This is a genomic window from Rufibacter sp. JT20002 (assembly GCF_056491185.1).
Genome location: NZ_JBSZJY010000001.1, coordinates 87,035 through 103,265, shown reverse-complemented (window position 1 = coordinate 103,265; position 16,231 = coordinate 87,035). Strand labels below are relative to the sequence as shown.

The following is a 16,231-nucleotide window of genomic DNA, read 5'->3' as shown; positions in this document are numbered from 1 at the left end:
TTAGGCTAGGACGTACTCTTTAAAGACAAACAACAAAACTCTTTTATTAGATGAACTCCGTGTAACCTTACCTTATCGTGTATGGCCGACCTGTGGGCAATTACCAGTGACCATTCGTATATCTCTCTTAAATATGTAGAGGAGAAAGACTGGTTTTACGTAAAATGGAGTGGTCATATTGATCAGGATGACGTGGTGGCGGTCGCCAGGACCTACCTGCCCCTGCAGCAAGAGAAGCGTTCTTCTAAACTTCTCAACGATAAGAGTGACGTCACCGGTGATTGGGAAGAAGCCAATGACTGGTTAGAATATGAATGGATGCCGCAGGTGGTAGCTGCCGGCCTCAAACACTTTGCCCTGGTGCTCTCCCGTGACATGCATGACTTGCCCAATGCCCAGGATTTACAACGCAGAATGTCCGCTCTCTGTAACGTGGGTATTTTCAGAGATTTATCTTCGGCCATGGAATGGTTAGAGGCCTTGGAAACGAAGAAGTAACAAAGGCCTCTAACCGCCATAATTTTTGATTTTACTGTTTTATCTCCGTAGCCAGATCCTTCGCATCTTTGCTGGTCTCCAAGGCAAGGTATTCTGCCTGCAAGGCTTTGATTTTAAGTTTGTCCTGGGCCGATAGCTGGTCTTCTACCTGGTCCTTTTTTTGGTTTAACTGACTGTAGATTTCGTCCACGTAGTCCCAGTCCGAGGCGGTCCAGGAGTTCCGGCGTGTGCGCACGTTTTGCAGGAACTGGGTGTACACGTCCCGCATCTGTGTGGCGGTAAGATGTGCGTCTAAGGCATTGGGAGCCCCAAAAAGTTCTTCCTCAAAACGGTTCAGAGTTTCCTGCTGCAACGGCATCTGGGTGCGTTGCTGGTTACGGGTTTCCCAATTCTGGTATTTTCGCCTTAGCTCTTTATACTCCTCTTTCGACTTCTCAGAAAGACTGTCTAAACGAGTGTCTAGCTGGGCCGTTTTTTGCCTGAACTCCTCCCTGAGGCGGGCTCCTCTACCAGACGAAGTAGTGTCATCTAATTCTCCGCCGGCGCTATCAGTTTTGTTTTTCATCCACTCCCGTAATTCGGCTAAGTCTTGCTCGGCCCGGGTTTGAGGCTGGTTGTTAGGGTCGTTGTTGGAAGGGGAGGTTCGCTCACAGGCAGTACCGGTAAGCAAGGCTATCATAAGGGCACCAAAGAGGAAGCGTCTTGTATACATTGGATTCATATTGCTTTTTTCCTATGTATACGCAAATCTAAGTCAAGGGATCAATCCGATAAAGAGAGCATTCCGATGTTAAGGTATCCAAGACCTTAGTTCGACTTTTATACTTCTGTCTGTGACTCTTGCCGAGCAATAAAAACGAGCAATAAAAAAAGGTGCGGGGTTGATTCAGGGCCACTTTCTGTAAAACGGCCCAGAATCAACCCCGTACCTTTTGGAGGTTTTTACTAAGAATCTGGTCTAAAACAACCCGAACAATTCAATGTTGATCCGGTCAATGATGACGCCAAGGTCCTCTGGGTTCTGCACGAAGTCCATCTGGTTTACATCAATCACCAGTAGTTTGCCGTGCTTGTAATTGGCAATCCATTGGTCATAGTGCTCATTCAGGTTTTTCAGGTAAGCCAGCGAGATGTTGTCTTCGTAGTCACGGCCGCGTTTCTGGATCTGCCCGATGAGTTTAGGTAGGTCGGCTTTGAGGTACACCAACAGGTCTGGGGCCTTCACCATCTTGGTCATGGACTCAAACAGGTTGAAGTAGTTCTGGTAATCGCGGTCGCTCATCATGCCGGAGTGATGCAGGTTCTTGGCGAAGATGAAGGCGTCTTCGTAGATGGTGCGGTCCTGGATAACGCCGTTGGTGCGTTCGTTTATCTGTAAAACCTGGTTGAAGCGGCTGTTCAGGAAGAAAACCTGTAAGTGGAAGGCCCACCGGGGCATGTCTTCATAAAAGTCTTTCAGGTAAGGGTTGTTGTCTACGGCTTCCAGAAAAACTTCCCATTTGTAATGCTGGGCCAGTTTGGTGGCCAAAGTGGTTTTGCCGGCCCCAATGTTGCCTACTATTGCAATATGCATGTGCTCTTTCTACAGTTGTTAAACGCGGACGGCAAAAGTACGGGTTTAACCTCAGATTTTAGGTAGGCTGTTCAAGATCAACCTAAAAAACAAACCGGCAAAGGGCACTTAGGCGAAGGTGGCGCTGACCCAGTCTACCACATCCATGAGCGAAATCCTGATCTTAGTCAAGAGTAAATCTTTCTCCTGTAGGTTCCCCTTTTTCCAGGCTTTCTGCTCTTGCTTCAGTTGCTTATTCTCGGCTTTGGTGCGGGGCGTGGCCATGAGTAAGGACAGGTCTGGTTTGCCGCCATCAACCCAGCAGGTGTACCAGAAAGAAGCCGTTTTCTCAGCCGAGGCCCGCATGCGGTCCTGCACCATAGTGCCCAAAGCTTGGTTGTAGGCACTGGCAAAGGCATCTGTGTAGCTTTTGCGGGTACGGCCGTTGCGCTCAGTAGTGGTGTATTTGGTGGCTTCTGTGAAATTCTGGCTTACCTGTTTTTCAATAGCCAGTAACTGAGGCACCAAAACGTGCGAGGAACGTACCACCTCCCAGATTTCATGCTCGGCGTTTTTGAAGTAAGTGGCCTTGTGGTGCTTGAGGTTGTAAGACGCCAGGTTTTGCTCGGGTAGTTTTGATTCCCAAAGGCTGTGGAGCCCTGTTTGGCCGGTAAGCTGCCCGTCGTGGTTTAAACTGGTGTGCAGGGGAACGTGGGCATCCTGGATGTAGTGGGCCAGGTCAGCCGAGTAGTAGAGGATACTGTCTTTGTCTTTCTTGTAGAAGGCTTGGGTAAGGCGTTCTTTCAGTCTGACTACCTGCCACGGCACTATCCCGTATTTCTGCAGGGTGTCTGGGCTGTATTTGGCAGCAGCGGCATCCCAGGAGCGAGGCACGTTTTCCAAGGGGTGCTCTCCAAATGCCTCTAAGTCTATGAAGTGGCGTGGTGCCTCCTTTGGGTCTGAGTTCCGCCGTTCATCCGGGCGGATGGAAGTTTCTACCAAGTGGGCCATGTTGCGGTGGTAGAAGCCTTGCATCCCCTTCGGGAGCCCGTAAATAGCTAGTTGCTGAATAACCTTATGCCCAAAGAAACCCCAGCAATATCCAGAAATGGATGTACTTAGAATGATTCCTGTTATTAATATGATTTTGTTAATCTGGTTATTAAGCATACATATTAAATATTACAATATTTCTCAGAATAAGCCTATAAGGTTTAACTGTATGACTAATTGATCAAGAATCAGTTAGTCTCAATTAAATTCAGTGTCATAATGTAGTCATTCAAGGTGAATCTGTCAAAAGGAATGTCTATAATTTTAGAGATTTTAAATCCGGATTTGAAATAAAAATGTTGGGCAGGGTTCTTCCGGTGCACGTTTAATTCCAATTGCTTGCCTCCCAAGACTTTTGTCCGTTGTATAACTTCTTGCAGAAGCCGTTTCCCGGCTCCTTTTCCCTGGTAAGCCGGGTGAATGTAGATCTTATTCAATTTGTAGTGCTGTTGGGAAGCATCCAGAAGGGAGTAGGCCGCAAACGCAGCTGGCGTATTGTTGTAGAGAAGCAGCAGAAAAGTTTGACCCTTCTCCATCTGATCTTTCAAAGACTCCAGCGAATAGATTTCTTTTAACATAAAGTCTATCTGCTCCTGAGAGAGGATGTTGCCATAGGTGGGATACCACGTGGCATGCGCCAATTCATGAATGATGACGGGGTCGGTGGTGGGTTGTATGGTGATGGACTCTGTGGGGGATGTGTTCGCAGTCATAAAGTAAAGGCAAGTAGGCAGGGCAGATGCTACAAGCTAAAGGAACCAGCTAAAAATATTAGTTTATTGATTTGCAAGTGCTTAGCATGCTGCCCTGGGTTAAATGGAAGACAAAGGTAATTTGCCAAACCCCTAAATGCATGAAAAACTTTTGCTTTACCTAAGGCTTTGAGTTACAGGTAAATTTAAAAAGATGGAGCTTGAAGAAAGAAGAAAGTTGATTGAAGCGTTTTCGCCTCTGTTTATGAAAATCAGGTATAAAGCGGCTTTGTGTGGTAATGAAAAAGCACTGATAAAAGGCAAGGCTCCTTTCCCGGGTCACGGAAAAAGGAGCCTTGCCTTTTAAATTATATACTAAGGAAAGTAGATTACCTTACCTTATACCCAAGCGATAACTGAAAAACATTATTGGTGTAGTTGAATCCATTGTCACTGTCATCCCGGGTATCTGACAAGCCCAGATTGTAGCGGGCCGAAACCTGCCAGGCAGAGACGTCATACCCCAAGCCTAAGCCAATAGCCCCGTCATACCGGTTACGGGAGTCGGTGATGTCCAGGGAATTTTTCCCTTCTTTTCTGTCCGCCGAAAGCAGAATGCCAAACTGAGGGCCTACCTGGGCGTGCAATCCGCCAGAAATAGTGCCTTTGAAGATAAGTGGAACGTTGATGTAGTGGTAGGTATACACGTACTGAGGCGTCTCTACCCCCTGTTGCGAGTACACTACCTCAGGCTGTAAGGCAAACCTGCTGGAGATAGGGGTAGAGGCAAAACCACCTACGTGTACGCCTATGCGAGGATCAATGTCTGTGTTAGGGATTCTGATGGTAGCCACGTTCAACCCTCCCTTCAGCCCAAGGCTTGTCTGCGCCTTCACACCCAAAGTACAGCACCAAGCCAGAACCATGGCAAACAAAAACTTCTTCATACAATTAATAGGGTAAAGAATAAAGTAAGAGAGATACGTCAAATCAGCAGGAAGGATATTGCCCATTTTGAGGCGAGATCCCGCCGGGTTTTGGGAAGATTGCGGTAAATAGCAATGTTGAAATTACGATGATGTTGTAACCTTCTGCCTTGCAGTTCGTTAAAGAGGTTATAATTGTTGGTTAAATAGTGTAGCGAAACAGATGTCGTAAAAGCTAGACCGAATAGCTGACGTTAAAACTTAAATAAAATTGACCTTTGGTTAAGCTTTTTAAGGGATACGGCAGTAGTACGTTTAGAAACACAAAGGCGAAAGCCACATCAGGAGTAGAGACGAATTTATTTGACCAATAACAGGAAAGCCTTCCCGATAGGGGAGGCTTTCCGCTTTTAAGCCATATCCTTTATGGCCCCTTTCCCTAAATCCGCTTAAAAACAAAAGCACCGCTGGCTCGTCTTCTAAACGAACCAGCGGTGCTTCTATAATGGTAAAGCTGCTACTATCCTTCTATCCGCTTGAACCGTTTCCCGAAAAGGTAAAACACTGGTATGCCTATCCCTACCAGAATAAGACCCGGCCATGAGTAATTAGGCTTATAAATGAGCAGGATAATGCAGATAAAAGAGGCCATCAGAATGTACAGCGCCGGCAACACCGGGTACCCGATGGCTTTGTACGGACGGGGTGCATCTGGCATGGTGCGGCGTAGAATAAAGATGCCTGCAATGGTAAGAATGTAAAACAGCAGCACCGCAAAGATAACGTAGTCCAGCAGGTCTGAGTAACGGCCCGAAAGGCAAAGCAAACTTGCCCACACGCTTTGTATAGCCAAGGCCGCACCCGGTACCCCGTTCTTGTTTAGTTTGGCCATGTTTGGGAAAAACAACCCATCTTTGGCCATGGCGTAATACACCCGGGGAGCCGAGAGGATAACGCCGTTGTTGCAGCCAAAGGTGGAGATCATGATCAGGATGGCAATGGCAATGGTGGCAGGGGCGCCGCCAATTACTTCGGCCACGGCCGTACCCACCCGGTCGTTGCTGGCAAACTGGAGCCCACGGCTCAAGGCGTCTACCCCGGCTGGGTCACCCTGCAGGGGGAGAATGGTCAAGTACACCACGTTAATAAGAATGTACAGCAGCGTGACAATACCTGTGCCGATGGCCATACTCAGCACGATGGTTCTTTTGGGGTTCACGATCTCATCGCCGGAAAACCCGATGTTGTTCCAGGAATCGGAGGAGAAAAGCGACCCGATCATAGCGGTACTGATGCCTACCAACAACGCCCAGCCCGACAGGGTAGTGCGGGTGATGGCTCCGGTTTCTTTGTCCAGCACCACAGACTGCGCATCCCAGAGATTAGAGAAGTTCAAGTCAATCACCTCCGGTTTGGTGCCTAACAGAAGGCCGAATCCTAAAAGCGCGAACAAGGCAATCAACTTGGTACTTCCGAAGATGTTTTGAATGATGGTCCCGTTCCGAACCCCTTGTTGGTTGATCAACGTCAGGACAATGATGGAGACAATGGCCAGTAACTGCACCGAGGTAAACTTGAGAAGGCCCAAGTCCAGGAGCACGTTGGTTTCAGAAAACCACGGCACCAACACGCCAGTGAATCGGGCAAAGGCCACCGCCACAGCGGCAATAGTACCGCTCTGGATTACCAAGAAAAGGGTCCAGCCGTAGAGGAAAGCCACCAAAGGGCCGTAAGACTCCCGCAGGTACACGTACTGGCCTCCGGCCCGGGGCATCAGGCTGGTCAATTCGCCGTAACTCAAAGCACCGGCCAAGGTCATCAATCCGGTTAATCCCCACACCAGCAGCAGGTAGCCTGTACTCCCCACGGAGCGTCCTATATCTGCACTTACAATAAAAATACCGGATCCAATCATGGAACCGGCCACCAACATAACGGCATCAAAAAGTTTGATTTCGCGCTTAAATCCCGTAGGGGTTGTAGTAGAGGTGACAGACATAGAACCTAATGACGAATAGGAGTGAAGAAACAGTAGAGGAGGAAGAAAGAGAAAAAGCGGAGAGGTAAGCTCCGCCTCTTTGATGATGGCTCTGACTCAGAACTCTTAGTTACACCTTGCGCGGTGGCAACTCAAAGGCAACGGCGTTGTGCTCAAAGTGCCCTTTGTGGGAGCCGTCGCAGAAAGGCTTGTTTTTAGAAAGGCCGCAGCGGCAGATAGACACCACTTCACGTCCTTGCAGGTTGTACTCATTTCCTTGCGGATCTACTATGATAAACTCGCCTTCAATCTTAAGGGAGCCGTTGTTGTTCACGGTCAATTTGGTTTTCATGCTGTTTTAAAGAAAATAGAGGAAAAAAGTAAATGAATTTAATGTCTTGGGAACGCTGCCGATAGGGTTTTTAGCCCCAAAGCAAGTTTGCCTCGATCCAAAGATAGTATTTTTGCCTTACGGTTTGCATCTGGGTGCCTGTTTCTGCGCAATTTCTTGCATTGTTTTATCGGTGGTAAAACCCATTTCTTTGGGTCTGCTAGGGGAGCTAATAGGGTAAAAGCACCCAACAACCTTAGCTGCAGATTTGCATACTGGCTAAATATTTCGGTGTTTTAACCCGGGCGCCAAGCCTTGCGTACGTATAAACACTGTTGCTTTTACTAGTAACTACCGCGTAAAATTTAAGAATCTATGAAAAAGAACTTCTTCAACCCTGCGTTTCCGGCCGTGCTGGTGTTGGGTTTGTTAGGATCCTGTGTGTCTTCCAAAAAGTATGAAGCGGCTTTGGCCGAGAACCGGTCGTTGGTGGTCTTGCAAGATGAACTCACTCGCCAAAAAGCCGAACTGGAAAGCGAGCGGGCTCGCCTGCAGCAAGACAAAGAACGCCTGAACCAGGAGAAAGCCGATCTGGCTAGTGAAAAAGCCTCTACCGAAGCCTCGCTCCGTACCAACCTGAACAACAAAAACCAGCAGGTAGACAAACTCTCCGCCGATCTGCAGGCCCGTGAGGCCCGTCTGGCCGAGATGCAGCGCATTTTAGACGAGAAAGACCGTGCCGTGAACAACCTGAGGCAAGTAGTGAGCAAAGCGCTCCTGGGCTTCAAAGCGTCTGACCTGACCGTTGATGTCCGGAACGGAAAAGTGTATGTCTCTCTATCAAATCAGCTGCTATTCAAGTCTGGCTCTACCAAGGTGGATGCCCAAGGTCAGGAAGCACTCAAGAAACTGGCGGGTGCCTTACAGAACCAGCAAGACGTGAACGTGGTGGTAGAAGGCCACACCGATGATGTGCCGGTGGCCAGAGGCACGGCGGGCATGCAAGACAACTGGGACCTGAGCGTGTTGCGTGCTACCGAGATCACCCGTATTCTGACCGAGGCAGGCGTGGCTCCCCAGCGGGTAACGCCATCAGGCCGTTCTAAATACGTGCCGGTTGACCCTGCCACCACCGCCGATGCCCGCCAGAAAAACCGTCGCACTGAGATCATTCTTACTCCAAAACTGGATGAGCTTTTCCAGATCCTGGAAAAGAACTAAACAGGGTATCACCACCAGAGAGAAGCCAAAAAGGCACATTCTTTGACAAAACAGGAAGGTTCAGCTAGGTTAATGCCCGGCTGGACCTTCCTGTTTTTACGCCTGGTTGATTGAAACATAGCAGAAAATGAATTTTTGCCTTTCAGGTGAAATGAAAATCTAAGTTTTGGCGTTGTTCTTGCAGGAAACACAAGGAAGCTCTTTTAGAAAAATTTTTACCTTTGAAGAGAGAACCCTATTTACTTTTAAGAGACAAGCCATGCATAAAGGAAAGATATTGGGACTAGTTCTGGCGGTAACGGCCTCGTTTTCTTCGGTTTGTTTGGCGCAGACCCAAGAAACGGAGAAACCAGTTACCGCAAGTGCCAAGGAGACGCAGGAGTCTCCGGCAGAACAAGATTTACGCAACTTCAAGGAGTGGGTGAAAATGCAATCAGACAAAATTGCCACCACCACCCGTGCCGAGTGGCCTACCATCAAGAGCGATTTTGCCCGGCAATCAAACAAAATAGAGAACAGTTTCCAGAACCTTTCTGAGAACTCAAAGCGGGAGTACCTGGAGCTGAAAACCCGTTTCCATGAGTTGGAAAACAAGCCCATGGCCGATGAGGTGCCGCTGCAGGCCGAAGAAGTACGGTTACGCGAGAAAGAGTTGCTGGGCTCCTTCGGGAACGTGCAGAACATCAGCTCCATCCACATGCGGGAAGCGTACATCCGGTTTATGCAGAACGTGCGGGCCAAGCGCCAAAACTGGACCTCCCGTGACTGGGACTACGCCGACTACATTCTGCAGAACTTGGGCAAGCGCAAAGCCGCAGTAGAGGAGAAATTGTCTACCCTGGATGAAATCAAGATCAGAACGCTGGTAGGGGAGTTCTATACCCTCAGGTCTGGGCAGGAATTTAAAGAGCAGCAGAAAGCCAAGAAACAATAAGGACAATAAAAAAAGGAGAGGCCCACGCTTCTCCTTTTTTTATTGTAATCCAAGCGCGGAGGTTTTAAGGCCGGTTTTCTAAAATTGGCTTTAAAACCTCTGCAGTATGTTTTACTGTTCTATGCTGTCCCGCAAAGTCACGTTTTCGGTAGTCCGGGACTTGGAGTTGTTGGTCTCGCCCCGGTTTTGGGAGTTGCCTACGCGGCTTTGGGTAATTTCGGTGGCAGTAGCCCCGGTAGTGTCATTGGGGTTCGGATTAACAACACTACTGTTATTGTTGGGGTTGCTGGAGTTCTGTTCTGAATCTGTACCGGCAGAATTAGTGTTTTGCCCGGTTTGAGAGTCGCAGGCGACAAAGCCGGTCATGCCAGCCATTGCCAATATCATCATTAGCTTTTTCATAGTCTATCAGATTTTAAGCGCTGTACTTGATTCTCTTAACTGGCAAACCCACCAAAAAGTTATAGTTGTTATGAACCGCCCTGCTGGCGTAAAATCTAAGTACTGTGGGGCTTTCCCCTTTAGAAGCTTGGACCCATAATGCTTTAAAGAGGAAAGCTTCCGTTTAAAGCCTTCTTTAGGCAGAATAAGATTAAACCAAGTCCTAACGTTACTCCAAAAGGCAGCTTGTAACCATTAAAATTTAGGGAACGAGTTCCAGAAAACCGGCTTCTTCTTTTCTTCACTTCCTATAAAATTCCATAGCTTTACCGTGAGATGCCCGGGTCTTACCAATAGGGCTGTCTGTTGAATAATTTGACCTTCTTTTGATGAACATGACCTCCGTACGTGTTTTAGCGGCTTCCTTCCTTCTGACCTGGGGATTGGGAGTTTCCACCTCCATCGCCCAGGCCCCCAAAAAACCAGATGCCGCTGATATTAGGCTATCGCTTGAAAAACTGAATGTGCTGGGCAGCGTGCTGTACATGGCCGCGCACCCAGATGATGAAAATACCCGCCTGATTGCCTATTTAGCCAATGAGCGTAAACTACGCACCGGCTACCTGTCGCTTACCCGAGGCGATGGTGGTCAAAACCTGATTGGGCCTGAGATCAGGGAGGAGTTGGGCATCATCCGGACGCAGGAGTTACTGCAGGCCCGCCGCATAGACGGAGGAGAGCAGTTCTTCAGCCGGGCTAATGACTTCGGTTTCTCTAAGAATCCCGCCGAGACCTTTACCATCTGGAACAAAGAGCAGGTGCTGGCCGATGCGGTGTGGGTGATCCGCAAATTCAGGCCCGATGTAATTATTACCCGTTTCTCCCCAGAACCCGGGGGCACGCACGGTCACCATACGGCCTCGGCGATGATTGCCATGGAGGCCTTTGATGCCGCCGCTGACCCTAAGCGGTTCCCGGAGCAACTGAAAAGCGTAGAGCCGTGGCAAACCAAACGCCTGCTGTGGAATACCTCTTCTTTTTTCTACGGCCAGGGCCAGAAGTTTGACCCATCAGATAAATTGAAGATAGACGCGGGTGTCTATAATCCTGTTTTAGGTAGATCGTACAACGAGATTGCCGCCCAAAGCCGCAGCATGCACAAAAGCCAGGGCTTTGGTAGCAGTGGTACCCGCGGGGAGGCAGTGGAGTATTTTGAGTTTCTGAAAGGTGCCGCCGCCAAGACTGATGTTTTGGAAGGCGTCAATACTTCGTGGAACCGGGTGAACGGAAGCAAAGAGGTAGACAAACTCCTGCAAGAGGCACTTAAGAACTATAACTCCGCTAATCCGGCGGCTTCGGTGCCAGTCCTTTTAAAGGCGAATGCCGCCCTGGCTAAGTTGCCGGCCTCTTACTGGAAAACGGTTAAGCAACAAGACTTGCAGGACGCCATCAAAGCTTGTCTGGGTCTGTATCTGGAGGCTTCTTCTGTGCAGGAGTTCTCGGTTTCGCCGGGAGAGCCGGTGACTTTGTCCATGGAGGCGGTGAACCGTTCCAACGTGCTGGTTTCCCTTACCAAAGTGGAGTACCTCTTCGCGAATCAAGATTCTACGGTGCAGCAGAAGCTAGAAGCTAATAAACCTTTGTTTATCCGTACCTCCAGAACGGTGCCGGCTTCAACTCCTTACTCTCAGCCTTACTGGTTGCAGGTGCCGGGGACCACGGGCATGTTCCGGGTAGATGATCCCGCTTTGATCGGGTTGCCTGAAAACCCTGCCGCGGCGCAGGTGAGATTGCAGTTGACGATACAAAACCAGCCTTTCACCTTTGTAGTGCCCGTGGTGTACAAACGTACCGATCCCGTAGAAGGAGAGCAGTACCGCCCCTTTGAGATTGCGCCGCCGGTTTTCGTGAACATGACCGAGAAGGTGTACGTCTTTGCTGATGCCCAGCCTAAGCCGGTTACGCTGCGGGTGCGGGCCGGGAAAGACCAGGTGGAAGGACAGGTTTCCCTGCGTCTGCCCGATGGCTGGCGTTCTGAACCCATTAACAACAATTTCAACCTGGCCCAGAAAGGAGAGGAGCAGTCTTTCACGTTCATGGTGTACCCGGGAGCTAACCAAACTGAGAGTACCATTAGTGCCGTGGTGACCACCCGGGGCAGAACCTACTCACAGAGCTTCCGGGCCATTGAGTACCCGCACATTCCAACCCAGACCTTGTTCCCGGAAGCTGTGGCTAAAGCGGTGAAACTGGACCTAAAACGCAAAGGTCAGCACATTGGCTACTTGATGGGCGCAGGCGATGAAGTACCCGCCAGCTTGCAGCAGATTGGGTATGCCGTAGACCAGTTGCATGTAGAAAACCTTTCAGCAGCCGCTTTGCAGAAGTATGATGCCGTAGTTGTAGGCGTTCGGGCATTTAACACTTTGGAACGTCTTAAATTCCAGCAGCCGCAGCTCATGCAGTATGTGCAGAATGGCGGTACCCTGGTGGTGCAATATAATGTGAGCAACGGCCTGGTGACACCTAACCTGGGGCCATACGCCATTAAGTTGTCCAACGACCGGGTAACCGTGGAAGATGCTCCTGTGAAATTCCTGAAACCCAACCATCCGGTCCTGAACTTTCCGAACAAAATTACTGAGCAGGATTTCAGAGGCTGGGTGCAGGAGCGAGGCCTGTATTTCCCTAGCCAATGGGCCCCTGAGTACGAGACCATCATCTCGTCCAACGATCCGGGTGAAACTCCTAAGGATAGTGGTTTGCTCGTGGCCAAGTATGGCAAAGGCTATTTCGTGTACACCGGGTACTCGTTTTTCAGGGAATTACCTGCCGGAGTGCCGGGCGCTTACCGGTTATTCGTGAATCTGCTTTCTTTGGGTAAATAGTGATTCGGGGTTTGTTTCTTTAAAACAGCCCCGAATCAGCTTTAAATCCAAGCTGAAGATTAGGCCTCTTTGAAAGGCAGTCACCTCAAAGGAGATTTTTCCTCAGACAATACAAACCAGCCCTCCTGGCGTTGTAAAAAAGTAAACCGCCATCACCCTACCTTATATGACCAAAGGAGATATTGACCCGCCGCCCTTCTTCAAAAGCTGGACTTCTATGTACTGGCTAGTGCTGGGCGTTTTGGCGGTGCTCATCCTGTTGTTTTACATCATCACCGAAGCCTACAGATGAGCGGATTGGATTGGGGGGTGCTGATGGGCACCATTGCGTTCATTGTCTTGTACGGCGTCTGGAAAACCCGCAAAGCCCAGCAAATGTCGGGGTACCTGCGTGCCGATAATACCGAACGCTGGTGGATGATGGGGCTTTCCATCATGGCTACCCAGGCCAGTGCCATCACGTTTCTCTCCACCCCGGGGCAGGCCTTTGATGATGGCATGCGGTTCATTCAGTTCTATTTTGGGTTACCGCTGGCTATGGTGGTTTTGTCTATTACGGCCATTCCTATTTTCTACCGCCTTAAGGTGTTTACCGCCTATGAGTACCTGGAGACCCGCTTTGACCTGAAAACGCGATCCTTGGCGGCATTCCTGTTTTTACTTCAGCGGGGGCTTTCTACCGGTATTACCATTTACGCCCCGGCCATTATCCTGTCGGCTATATTGGGTTGGAATCTTACGGCTACCATTCTGTTCATTGGTGTGGTGGTGACCTTTTACACCGTGGTGGGCGGCACCAAAGCCGTTAGCCAGACGCAGCGTTTGCAAATGGCGGTTATGCTGGGCGGAATGCTGGCGGCTGCCATTGTGGTGGTTCGGCTACTGCCCGATGGGGTGGGCTTCTCTGAGGCTATGGCGGTAGCAGGCGCCTCCGGTAAACTGAACCTGGTGGACCTTCGGTTTGACCCTAACGACCGGTACAATCTGTGGTCTGGGTTGATAGGCGGTTTCTTCCTGGCCCTGGCGTACTTCGGGACCGATCAATCACAGGTGGGGCGGTATTTGGGCGGGGAGACCATTGCCCAGAGCCGGTTGGGCTTGCTCATGAACGGCCTGGTGAAAGTGCCCATGCAGTTTCTGATCTTGTTGGTAGGGGTGTTGGTCTTTGTGTTTTACCAGTTCTACGCGCCACCCCTGTACTTCAACCAGCAACAAGCTAGTAATGTGATGTCCTCAGGGGCAGCACCGGCCTGGCAGAAGTTAGAGGCTGAAAATCAACAGGCTTTCCAAGCTAAAAAGGAGGCCACCTTGGCCTTGGTCAAAGCCTACCAAACCGAAAACAAACCAGGACAAGAGCAGGCTGCCCACCAAATGCAGGAGGCCGAAGCCAAAAGGAAAGCCCTCCGGGGAGAGGCCCAGGCCTTGGTGAAAACCTACAACCAAGGCACTGACCTGAAAGACACCGATTATGTGTTCCTCACCTTTGTGACCCAGCAACTGCCCCAAGGCTTGATAGGGTTGCTTTTGGCGGTGGTGCTTTGCGCGGCGATGGGTAGCACGGCCTCGGCCTTCAATTCCTTGGCTTCTACCACCGTGGTGGATGTGTACAAACGCACCCTGCGCCCGGGCGCCTCTGATGGGCATTATGTCAGCGCCTCTAAATGGTTTACCGTGGGGTGGGGCGCCGTCTCTATTTTCTTTGCGCTTTTTGCCTCCCAGCTGGAAAACCTGATCCAGGCCGTTAATATCTTGGGTTCCTTGTTTTACGGCACCATTCTGGGCGTTTTCATCTCGGCTTTCTATTTCAAGCGTTTGGCCGGCAACGCCGTCTTCTGGGCAGCCATCGTCACGCAGATGATCATCTTTCTGCTGTACTCCTACACAGCCATTGCGTATCTCTGGTACAACCTCATCGGCGCTGTGCTGGTGGTGGGCGTTGGCTTTCTACTGCAGCCTATGCTGCGTGAGCGGAGGTAGTTCCCTCTGCCTAAGTACTCTTTAATTTTCTTCAACATGAATCAGTCTTTTCTAGCTTTACAACAGATTATACAAAACCGAAGAACCACCAAGCCCCCTAAAATGAACGGCCGCTTCATTCCTGACGAGCAAGTCCAGGAGCTGCTGGCCCTTGCTGACTGGGCGCCCACCCACGGGCATACAGAGCCCTGGCGCTTTGTGGTGTACGCCCGCGAAAAAGTGCAGGACTTCTGCAAAATGCACGCCGACCTGTACCGGGACCGCACCGCACCCGAGAAGTTTTTGGAGGTGAATTATGAGAAACTATTGCACATGGGAGATTTGGCGTCCCACGTGGTGATCGCCTATATGAAACGGGGCGATTTGCCTAAGATCCCTGCATTGGAAGAAATCGCGGCTACCTCCTGTGCGATTCAGAATTTGCTGCTGGGGGCTACGGCCCTAGAGATTGCCACCTATTGGGGCTCTGGCGGAATGGCCTACCACCCGGCCATGAAAGAAGTTCTGCAATTGCGTGAAGAGGATACCGTATTGGGGATTCTATACTTGGGCTACTCTGAAAGCCCCGGTGGAAACGGCAAAAGAACGGTTCCTCTGGAAGAGAAGGTGCGTTGGATGTGATACCCCAACAAAGGAACACCTAAAAAGCAGAACCCCGCGGAAGTAGTTTCCGCGGGGTTCTGCTTTTTAGGTGTTTTCGGGAAAATAACTCGAAATCAGTTTTACTTGTTTTTGATCTCGGCCAGCAATTTCTCGTTCAGCGCCACGTAATCGGCGTTGCTTTCTTTTTTAGCAAGTTCAATAGATTTCTGGGCAGTAGCGGCGGCTCCTTTGTAGTCTTTCAACTGCGCCTGGATTTTGGCTTGCTGGTGCAAGGTCCAGAATTTAGGGTCTTTTTCGTTGGCTTGTTTCATCCAGGTCAAAGCCTGCTTCAGGTCTTTGTTGTTGTCTGCGTAGTAAGCCGCGGCAGAGGCATACAAAGCCGGAGTTACATTGGTGCCATTCACTACTTTTTCCTGAATCTGAGCCATCACTCTGGAGTCTACATCGGTCGTGATTTTCACTGGTACCAACGTGTTTTCCCACATGATCTGCATGGTAGCGCCGTTGTTGGTCAGGTTGGCGAAATCAATGGTGAAGGTTTCGGTTTTAGTGGCTTGTTTCTTAGGAGTTACCTTGAAACGAACCTGGTCCTCTTCCTGCTTGTAGTCTTTTCCGCCATCTCCCCAGTGCTTGGTGTTTTTATGGATCACGATAGTCCACTCTTTTTCACCCGGAATAGTGTAGAGCGCATATTGTCCGGCTGGCACTTTGTTGCCTTCCAGCATTACCTCTTCAGAGAAGGTCAGTTTGGTAGAGGCGTTTGCCCCAGTGCGCCACAATTTCCCGTAAGGAGCCAAATCTCCGAAGATCTTCCGGCCTTTCATACTAGGACGGGAATACTCAACCGTCACATCGGCCAACCCAATGTTTTGTTTGATGGTGGTTAAAGGGCTAGCGGCGGGCATCTTGATTTGGGCAGTAGCGGTATTGCCCAAAAGGAACATGGCAACGGCAAAGGCCCATACCAAGTTCAGGGATAACATCTTTTTCATGGAACAGCTCGGTTTACTTAGTTTTTAAGGAGTAATAATAATCAAAAGAAAGAAGTCTACCTACCCTCTCTTTCCTTGCAAATGCGATAGCATTGGCAATTTGGTTAGTGTAAGCTACTTACCTGAATTTTTGTTTTAGCACTATTTCTACAAAAAAGAAGCCAAATCTAAATCTTGTTGAGAAGTCTGAAGAAATGGGCTACTT

General features: G+C 49.7%; 17 protein-coding genes. 8 read left to right on the top strand and 9 right to left on the bottom strand.

Annotation, left to right across the window (positions count from 1 at the left end; all coding sequences use genetic code 11):
* Nucleotides 1–81: 81 nt before the first annotated feature.
* Nucleotides 82–498 carry a hypothetical protein gene (locus tag ACW9SV_RS00430; protein WP_479554759.1) on the top strand — a complete coding sequence of 139 codons (417 nt, stop codon included), beginning with the start codon at nt 82–84 and terminating at the stop codon, nt 496–498.
* 31 nt (nt 499–529) lie between these two features.
* Here ACW9SV_RS00430 and ACW9SV_RS00425 read toward each other — a convergent pair whose 3' ends face one another.
* From ACW9SV_RS00425 to ACW9SV_RS00410, 4 genes are all read right to left on the bottom strand, one after another.
* Entirely contained in the window at nt 530–1,219 is a 690-nt protein-coding gene (locus ACW9SV_RS00425) for a DUF6565 domain-containing protein (protein ID WP_479554758.1), read from the bottom strand.
* 237 nt (nt 1,220–1,456) lie between these two features.
* Nucleotides 1,457–2,071, bottom strand: coding sequence for a deoxynucleoside kinase (locus tag ACW9SV_RS00420; RefSeq protein ID WP_479554757.1), 615 nt, complete (start codon nt 2,069–2,071; stop codon nt 1,457–1,459).
* Between the two features lie 108 nt (nt 2,072–2,179).
* On the bottom strand, nt 2,180–3,220 hold the full coding sequence (locus ACW9SV_RS00415) for a zinc dependent phospholipase C family protein (protein WP_479554756.1): 1,041 nt from the start codon (nt 3,218–3,220) through the stop codon (nt 2,180–2,182).
* A 71-nt stretch (nt 3,221–3,291) separates the two neighbouring features.
* Nucleotides 3,292–3,816 (bottom strand): GNAT family N-acetyltransferase, encoded by a 525-nt coding sequence (locus ACW9SV_RS00410; RefSeq protein ID WP_479554755.1) that lies wholly within the window; start codon nt 3,814–3,816, stop codon nt 3,292–3,294.
* Between the two features lie 193 nt (nt 3,817–4,009).
* Between ACW9SV_RS00410 and ACW9SV_RS00405 the strand changes: the two genes are divergently transcribed.
* On the top strand, nt 4,010–4,162 hold the full coding sequence (locus ACW9SV_RS00405; protein ID WP_479554754.1) for a hypothetical protein: 153 nt from the start codon (nt 4,010–4,012) through the stop codon (nt 4,160–4,162).
* A 22-nt stretch (nt 4,163–4,184) separates the two neighbouring features.
* On the opposite strand, the gene ACW9SV_RS00400 is transcribed toward ACW9SV_RS00405, so the two are convergent.
* The 3 genes from ACW9SV_RS00400 to ACW9SV_RS00390 all read right to left on the bottom strand — a co-directional run bounded on the left by ACW9SV_RS00400 (nt 4,185) and on the right by ACW9SV_RS00390 (nt 7,051).
* On the bottom strand, nt 4,185–4,742 hold the full coding sequence (locus tag ACW9SV_RS00400; RefSeq protein WP_479554753.1) for a porin family protein: 558 nt from the start codon (nt 4,740–4,742) through the stop codon (nt 4,185–4,187).
* Nucleotides 4,743–5,241: 499 nt separating this feature from the next.
* Nucleotides 5,242–6,720, bottom strand: a complete 1,479-nt coding sequence (locus ACW9SV_RS00395) for an APC family permease (protein WP_479554752.1) — start codon at nt 6,718–6,720, stop codon at nt 5,242–5,244.
* Nucleotides 6,721–6,829: 109 nt separating this feature from the next.
* Complete coding sequence (locus tag ACW9SV_RS00390) at nt 6,830–7,051, bottom strand: CDGSH iron-sulfur domain-containing protein (protein WP_479554751.1); 222 nt, start codon at nt 7,049–7,051, stop codon at nt 6,830–6,832.
* Nucleotides 7,052–7,405: 354 nt separating this feature from the next.
* Between ACW9SV_RS00390 and ACW9SV_RS00385 the strand changes: the two genes are divergently transcribed.
* Nucleotides 7,406–8,251 carry an OmpA/MotB family protein gene (locus ACW9SV_RS00385; RefSeq protein WP_479554750.1) on the top strand — a complete coding sequence of 282 codons (846 nt, stop codon included), beginning with the start codon at nt 7,406–7,408 and terminating at the stop codon, nt 8,249–8,251.
* Nucleotides 8,252–8,510: 259 nt separating this feature from the next.
* Nucleotides 8,511–9,185 carry a hypothetical protein gene (locus ACW9SV_RS00380; protein ID WP_479554749.1) on the top strand — a complete coding sequence of 225 codons (675 nt, stop codon included), beginning with the start codon at nt 8,511–8,513 and terminating at the stop codon, nt 9,183–9,185.
* A 111-nt stretch (nt 9,186–9,296) separates the two neighbouring features.
* Here ACW9SV_RS00380 and ACW9SV_RS00375 read toward each other — a convergent pair whose 3' ends face one another.
* Nucleotides 9,297–9,587, bottom strand: a complete 291-nt coding sequence (locus ACW9SV_RS00375) for a hypothetical protein (RefSeq protein WP_479554748.1) — start codon at nt 9,585–9,587, stop codon at nt 9,297–9,299.
* A gap of 374 nt (nt 9,588–9,961) precedes the next feature.
* Here ACW9SV_RS00375 and ACW9SV_RS00370 point away from each other — a divergent pair, with 374 nt between their 5' ends.
* The 4 genes from ACW9SV_RS00370 (at nt 9,962) to ACW9SV_RS00355 (ending at nt 15,052) form a co-directional block, all read left to right on the top strand.
* A complete protein-coding gene (locus tag ACW9SV_RS00370) occupies nt 9,962–12,454 on the top strand; it encodes a PIG-L family deacetylase (RefSeq protein WP_479554747.1) in 2,493 nt (830 codons plus the stop codon).
* Between the two features lie 166 nt (nt 12,455–12,620).
* The gene (locus ACW9SV_RS00365) at nt 12,621–12,746 is read left to right on the top strand and encodes a hypothetical protein (RefSeq protein ID WP_479554746.1); all 126 of its coding nucleotides are present in this window, start codon (nt 12,621–12,623) and stop codon (nt 12,744–12,746) included.
* Entirely contained in the window at nt 12,743–14,431 is a 1,689-nt protein-coding gene (locus ACW9SV_RS00360) for a sodium:solute symporter family protein (protein ID WP_479554745.1), read from the top strand. Before ACW9SV_RS00365 ends, ACW9SV_RS00360 begins: the two co-directional genes overlap by 4 nt.
* Nucleotides 14,432–14,467: 36 nt before the next feature.
* Nucleotides 14,468–15,052: a nitroreductase family protein gene (locus tag ACW9SV_RS00355; RefSeq protein WP_479554744.1), complete on the top strand. Its 585-nt coding sequence runs from the start codon at nt 14,468–14,470 to the stop codon at nt 15,050–15,052.
* A gap of 101 nt (nt 15,053–15,153) precedes the next feature.
* Here ACW9SV_RS00355 and ACW9SV_RS00350 read toward each other — a convergent pair whose 3' ends face one another.
* On the bottom strand, nt 15,154–16,026 hold the full coding sequence (locus tag ACW9SV_RS00350; protein ID WP_479554743.1) for a DUF2911 domain-containing protein: 873 nt from the start codon (nt 16,024–16,026) through the stop codon (nt 15,154–15,156).
* Between the last annotated feature and the right edge of the window lie 205 nt (nt 16,027–16,231).

Excerpts from the sequence above, each read along its gene's own strand:
- ACW9SV_RS00425 (WP_479554758.1), bottom strand. The coding sequence starts at position 1,219 with ATGAATCCAATGTATACAAGACGCTTCCTCTTTGGTGCCCTTATGATA.
- ACW9SV_RS00420 (WP_479554757.1), bottom strand. The coding sequence starts at position 2,071 with ATGCATATTGCAATAGTAGGCAACATTGGGGCCGGCAAAACCACTTTG.
- ACW9SV_RS00370 (WP_479554747.1), top strand. The coding sequence starts at position 9,962 with ATGACCTCCGTACGTGTTTTAGCGGCTTCCTTCCTTCTGACCTGGGGA.
- ACW9SV_RS00405 (WP_479554754.1), top strand. The coding sequence starts at position 4,010 with ATGGAGCTTGAAGAAAGAAGAAAGTTGATTGAAGCGTTTTCGCCTCTG.
- ACW9SV_RS00410 (WP_479554755.1), bottom strand. The coding sequence starts at position 3,816 with ATGACTGCGAACACATCCCCCACAGAGTCCATCACCATACAACCCACC.
- ACW9SV_RS00360 (WP_479554745.1), top strand. The coding sequence starts at position 12,743 with ATGAGCGGATTGGATTGGGGGGTGCTGATGGGCACCATTGCGTTCATT.
- ACW9SV_RS00415 (WP_479554756.1), bottom strand. The coding sequence starts at position 3,220 with ATGCTTAATAACCAGATTAACAAAATCATATTAATAACAGGAATCATT.
- ACW9SV_RS00400 (WP_479554753.1), bottom strand. The coding sequence starts at position 4,742 with ATGAAGAAGTTTTTGTTTGCCATGGTTCTGGCTTGGTGCTGTACTTTG.
- ACW9SV_RS00365 (WP_479554746.1), top strand. The coding sequence starts at position 12,621 with ATGACCAAAGGAGATATTGACCCGCCGCCCTTCTTCAAAAGCTGGACT.
- ACW9SV_RS00350 (WP_479554743.1), bottom strand. The coding sequence starts at position 16,026 with ATGAAAAAGATGTTATCCCTGAACTTGGTATGGGCCTTTGCCGTTGCC.
- ACW9SV_RS00390 (WP_479554751.1), bottom strand. The coding sequence starts at position 7,051 with ATGAAAACCAAATTGACCGTGAACAACAACGGCTCCCTTAAGATTGAA.
- ACW9SV_RS00355 (WP_479554744.1), top strand. The coding sequence starts at position 14,468 with ATGAATCAGTCTTTTCTAGCTTTACAACAGATTATACAAAACCGAAGA.
- ACW9SV_RS00385 (WP_479554750.1), top strand. The coding sequence starts at position 7,406 with ATGAAAAAGAACTTCTTCAACCCTGCGTTTCCGGCCGTGCTGGTGTTG.
- ACW9SV_RS00395 (WP_479554752.1), bottom strand. The coding sequence starts at position 6,720 with ATGTCTGTCACCTCTACTACAACCCCTACGGGATTTAAGCGCGAAATC.
- ACW9SV_RS00430 (WP_479554759.1), top strand. The coding sequence starts at position 82 with ATGGCCGACCTGTGGGCAATTACCAGTGACCATTCGTATATCTCTCTT.
- ACW9SV_RS00380 (WP_479554749.1), top strand. The coding sequence starts at position 8,511 with ATGCATAAAGGAAAGATATTGGGACTAGTTCTGGCGGTAACGGCCTCG.
- ACW9SV_RS00375 (WP_479554748.1), bottom strand. The coding sequence starts at position 9,587 with ATGAAAAAGCTAATGATGATATTGGCAATGGCTGGCATGACCGGCTTT.